The organism is Nocardia sp. NPDC058497, from assembly GCF_042720195.1.
Lineage (GTDB): Bacteria > Actinomycetota > Actinomycetes > Mycobacteriales > Mycobacteriaceae > Nocardia.
In genome coordinates this window covers 1-4,063 of the sequence record NZ_JBHXMY010000529.1, presented here as the reverse complement: position 1 = coordinate 4,063, position 4,063 = coordinate 1, and the positions used below count along the sequence as shown (strand labels likewise).

Below are 4,063 nucleotides of genomic sequence, written 5' to 3'. Positions count from 1 at the left end.
GCCATCGTCGTCTCTCAGGTCAGGAAACCAGGTTCTTCCGCAGTTTCATCAGGGTCCAGCCGTCGAGTCCGAGTCCGTCGGTGAGGTACTCGCCGAAGTCCCCGTACTTCTCCTCGATCTGCTCGAGCGCCACGTCGAGGTACGCGATCCGTACTTCCTGCAGGGGAATCAGCAGGTCCGGATTCTGCATGATGCCTGCCTGCTTCAGCTGGGCCCGCAGTGCGGCATCCGCCGCCGCCCGATACTGGTTCGACAGCAGGTAGTCCTGCCGAGCCACCGACTCCGGCACGCCGACGGCCCGCAGTGTCACGTAGGACAGCCATCCCGTCCGATCCTTACCGGCGGTGCAGTGGTACAGCGTGGCGTTCGCGGTATTCGCCAGATCCTTCACCGACTGCCCGAACTTCCCCAGCGCATCGGGGGTGAAGAAGTTGAGGTACACGTCCTGCATGATCTGCTCGGCTTTGCCGTCGCCCAGCATTTCCTGTTGCCGCACCGGATCTTTCGACGAAATCGCCTGGAACATCTTCGTGAACATGCCGCCGTCGTCGATCGGACGTGCCACCAGGGGAACTCCCGCGGGCAACTTGTCCGCGCCCATCGCCTGCACCTCGGCCGGCGTCCTGAGGTCGATCACAGTCTGGAGTTTCAACGCCGCCAGTTTCTGCAGATCGGCATCGGTCAGCTTGGCGAGCGCGTCGGCCCGAATCAGCTTCCCCGTCTTGACCTTGGCTCCGTCATAGGTGATGTACCCACCCAGGTCCCGAACGTTGGCGGCACCCTGCAGTTCGATCCTGGTCGGTCCCCCGCCAGGGGCTGCGACGGCGGTACCGGCCAACCCCGCAGCCACCAACCCGACAGCCAGCAGCGGCACGGACACCAACGACAACAATGATTTCCGCTTCCGCGAAACAGATGAATTACTCATCCGCGAGACGATATTTCCGTCCTGCGGCCCACCCGCCGATTCCCGAATGCGGCACCGCCCAGCAAGACTCGCTACTCGGTCACCGAGATCGGTCGTTTCGGTGAGCCACGCGGCGGGGCGGGAGTGGGACGCGGTCCAGGTCGTGGGCGAGCACGGCGCCGGGGAAGTCTGCCTGCTCCAGGAACAGTGGGTCGTCGGCTTCGGCATACCGTTCGGAGAAGTGCGTCAGAACCAGGGTCCGCACCCCGCAGGCCCTGGCCACCTCGCCCGCCTGCCGTGCCGTCAGGTGGCCCCGCTCGGTGGCCTGATCGGTCTCGGAGTCGAGGAACGTGGACTCGATGATGAGCATGTCCACGCCGTCGGCCAGGGCGAAGACGTTGTCGCACAGGCGAGTATCCATGACGAAGGCGACCTTCTGCCCAGGCCTGGGCACCGTGCATTCCTCCAGGAGCGCCCCCGACAGTTCGCGGACGGCCGCACCCGAGATGCCGTGCGCGCGTAGCCGTTCGGGCAGATACGTCCGACCGTCCGGTTCGGCGATGCGGTAACCGTAGGTCGGGATGCTGTGGTCCAGAGGCAGCGCGGTGAGCGTGAAGCCGTCGCCCTGCAACGTCTCGCCCGGGCCGCCGACGGGGTGCTCGACGAGCGTGGGCGAACCGTAGTAACTGGTCGCGAACTTCAGGCGCTCCCAGTACGCGGCGCCCTCAGCGGGAAAGACGGCATGGACATCGTGCGGAACCCCGTCGCGACCCAGCCGCTGCACGATGCCCGGCACGCCCAAGGCGTGATCCCCGTGAAAATGGGTGACACAGACCCAGCGCAGCTCGGTCGCGGAAGCCCCCGCGTGCGCCATCTGACGCTGCGTGCCTTCGCCCGGGTCGAACAGAATGCCCTGACCGCCCCAACGCAACAGATACCCGTTGTGATTGCGGCGGCGCGTTGGCACGGCCCCGGCCGTACCCAGCACGATGAGTTCCCGTGTCGACATGAACCCATCCTCGCGGCTCACGGCAATCGTGTCAGGTCGATTTCGGGTGCGTCATCGACCGGGTCTCAGGCGGTTTCGCGTCGCCGGGAACCGATCCACCGGCGCTCGCTGGATCCCGGTTCGGCGGCGCACGCGCTCACCAGCAGCGCACCGCCGATCATGACCGGCACCGCGTATCCGGCCATGGCGGCGAAGCCGACCGACGTCACCATCGCCACCGCGAACATCGTGAACAGCGCCGCCGCCGCGGCCGCACTCATCCGGGCCCGCACGCCGATGATCAGCGCCACACCGAGCCCGACCTCGGCGACCGTCGCCGCCCCCGCCGCGAGCGGTGCCGCGTCGGCGGCGAATCCCGGCAGCAGCGTCCGCGTGTAGTCGACGAACTCCGCGTACGAACCCCACGACACCCCGTCGGTGCGCGGCGGCCCGAACAGGCCGAACCGATCCGCGACCGAACCGGCCAGCAGCACGCCGAGCGCCACCCGGGTCAGCACGATCAGTGCCCGCACCCGTCCGAGCGTCACCGTCGCCATCGCGATCAGCGCCAGCACGCCGATCGTCACCGGCCCGATCTCGCCGTCCCCGACCACAAGCCAGCCGACTTCTACCAGTACCGCCACACCCGTGACAACAATCGCCGCTGTGCGCATGCCCCCAGCCTCCCAACTAGTAAGGTTCCTGACCAACGATAGAAAGGTCGAAGAATTTGGTCAAGCACCTGACTAATCCGTTGATCGATCGGCCCGCGCCGCTGGGGAACCTGCTGTCGGCCGCGGCCCGCGCGTTGTCCGCGGAGCTGGACGCGGGCCTCGTCGCCGCGGGGTTCGACGATGTCCGCGCCGCGCACGCCCCGGTCTTCCAGGTGATCGACCCCGAGGGCACCCGGCTGACCGTGCTGGCCGAGCGCGCCGGGATGACCAAGCAGGCGATGGGCGAGTTGATCCGGCACCTGACCGACCGGGGTTACGTCGCCGTCGGTCCCGATCCCGCGGACGGGCGGGCGCGGCTCGTTCGGCTCACCGACCGTGGCTGGTCGGCGGTCGAGGCGGGGGTGCGGGTGGTCGAGCAGTTCGATCGGCACCTGGACGAGGTGGTCGGCTCGGCCGAGGTGGACCGGCTGCGTGGCATTTTGGCTCGCATCATCGCGGGTGAGGGGTCCACCTACGCCCAACGAAGCGAGGATTCGGCGGTCATGCGGCTCGAGTAGGGGTGACGGGTTGGGTCCGGTGCGGGGCGGGATAGGTTGGCTGGTGTGTCGATGATGAAAGGCGCCAATGTCGCGGTGCCTGCTTCCGTGGTCCGCGTCGAAGTGGGTTGGCAGTCGGGTGCGGGTGTGCCCGATGCGGATGCTTCCGCGCTGCTCCTCGCCGGGGCGAAGGTGCGTTCCGACGACGACTTCGTCTTCTACAACCAGGCGGTGCATCCCTCGGGCGCGGTCCGCCACGAGGGAAAACAGCAGGGTCCCACCGTCATCGACGCGCTCTCGGTGAACCTGGCCCAGGTCGAGCCGCAGATCGAGACGATCGTGCTCGCCGCCTCCGCCGACGGCGGTACCTTCGGCCAGTTCCACGGGCTCTACATCCGGGTGATCGATGCGGTCGGCGGCGGCGAGGTCGCCCGCTTCGACAGCACCGGCGCCACCACCGAGACCGCGTTCGTCCTCGGTGAGCTCTACCGCCGCCAGGGTGCGTGGAAGTTCCGCGCGGTCGGCCAGGGGTACGACTCCGGATTGGCAGGTCTGGCAACAGATTTCGGCATCTCGGTCGACGACGCCCCCGCCGCCCCGCCCGCACCCACTCAGTTCACCCCGCCGCCCGCACCGCCGTACGTAGCTGCCCAACCCCAATTCGCCCCGCCCGCACAGCCTTCCGCACCCCCGGTGAACCTGTCCAAGGTCTCGCTGACCAAGGAATCACCCTCGGTCTCGCTCACCAAGCACGGCGCGACCGGCGGCGTCATGCGGGTGAATCTCAACTGGACGTCGATGGCCGCGACCGGCCGCCTGTTCGGCAAGCTGCGCGGCAAGAACATCGACCTCGACCTGTGCTGCTTCTTCGAATTGGTCAACGGTGCGATCGGCTCGGTCCGCGCCCTCGACCGCCGCTTCGGCGCACTGTACGAGCCGCCGTTCATCCACCTGGACC

General features: G+C 67.8%; 5 protein-coding genes. 2 read left to right on the top strand and 3 right to left on the bottom strand.

The features are described 5' to 3' along the window. Positions 1-19: 19 nt before the first annotated feature. The 3 genes from ACFWPJ_RS26500 to ACFWPJ_RS26490 form a co-directional block, all read right to left on the bottom strand. Positions 20-880, bottom strand: coding sequence for a tyrosine-protein phosphatase (locus tag ACFWPJ_RS26500; RefSeq protein ID WP_378855246.1), 861 nt, complete (start codon positions 878-880; stop codon positions 20-22). Between the two features lie 127 nt (positions 881-1,007). Next, entirely contained in the window at positions 1,008-1,916 is a 909-nt protein-coding gene (locus ACFWPJ_RS26495; RefSeq protein ID WP_378855244.1) for a ribonuclease Z, read from the bottom strand. 65 nt (positions 1,917-1,981) lie between these two features. Next, positions 1,982-2,569: a DoxX family membrane protein gene (locus ACFWPJ_RS26490; protein ID WP_378855242.1), complete on the bottom strand. Its 588-nt coding sequence runs from the start codon at positions 2,567-2,569 to the stop codon at positions 1,982-1,984. A gap of 56 nt (positions 2,570-2,625) precedes the next feature. Between ACFWPJ_RS26490 and ACFWPJ_RS26485 the strand changes: the two genes are divergently transcribed. Beyond that, positions 2,626-3,126: a MarR family winged helix-turn-helix transcriptional regulator gene (locus ACFWPJ_RS26485; RefSeq protein WP_378855240.1), complete on the top strand. Its 501-nt coding sequence runs from the start codon at positions 2,626-2,628 to the stop codon at positions 3,124-3,126. A 51-nt stretch (positions 3,127-3,177) separates the two neighbouring features. Next, positions 3,178-4,063 (top strand): TerD family protein (locus ACFWPJ_RS26480; protein WP_378855248.1); only part of this gene is annotated, 886 nt, incomplete at its 3' end.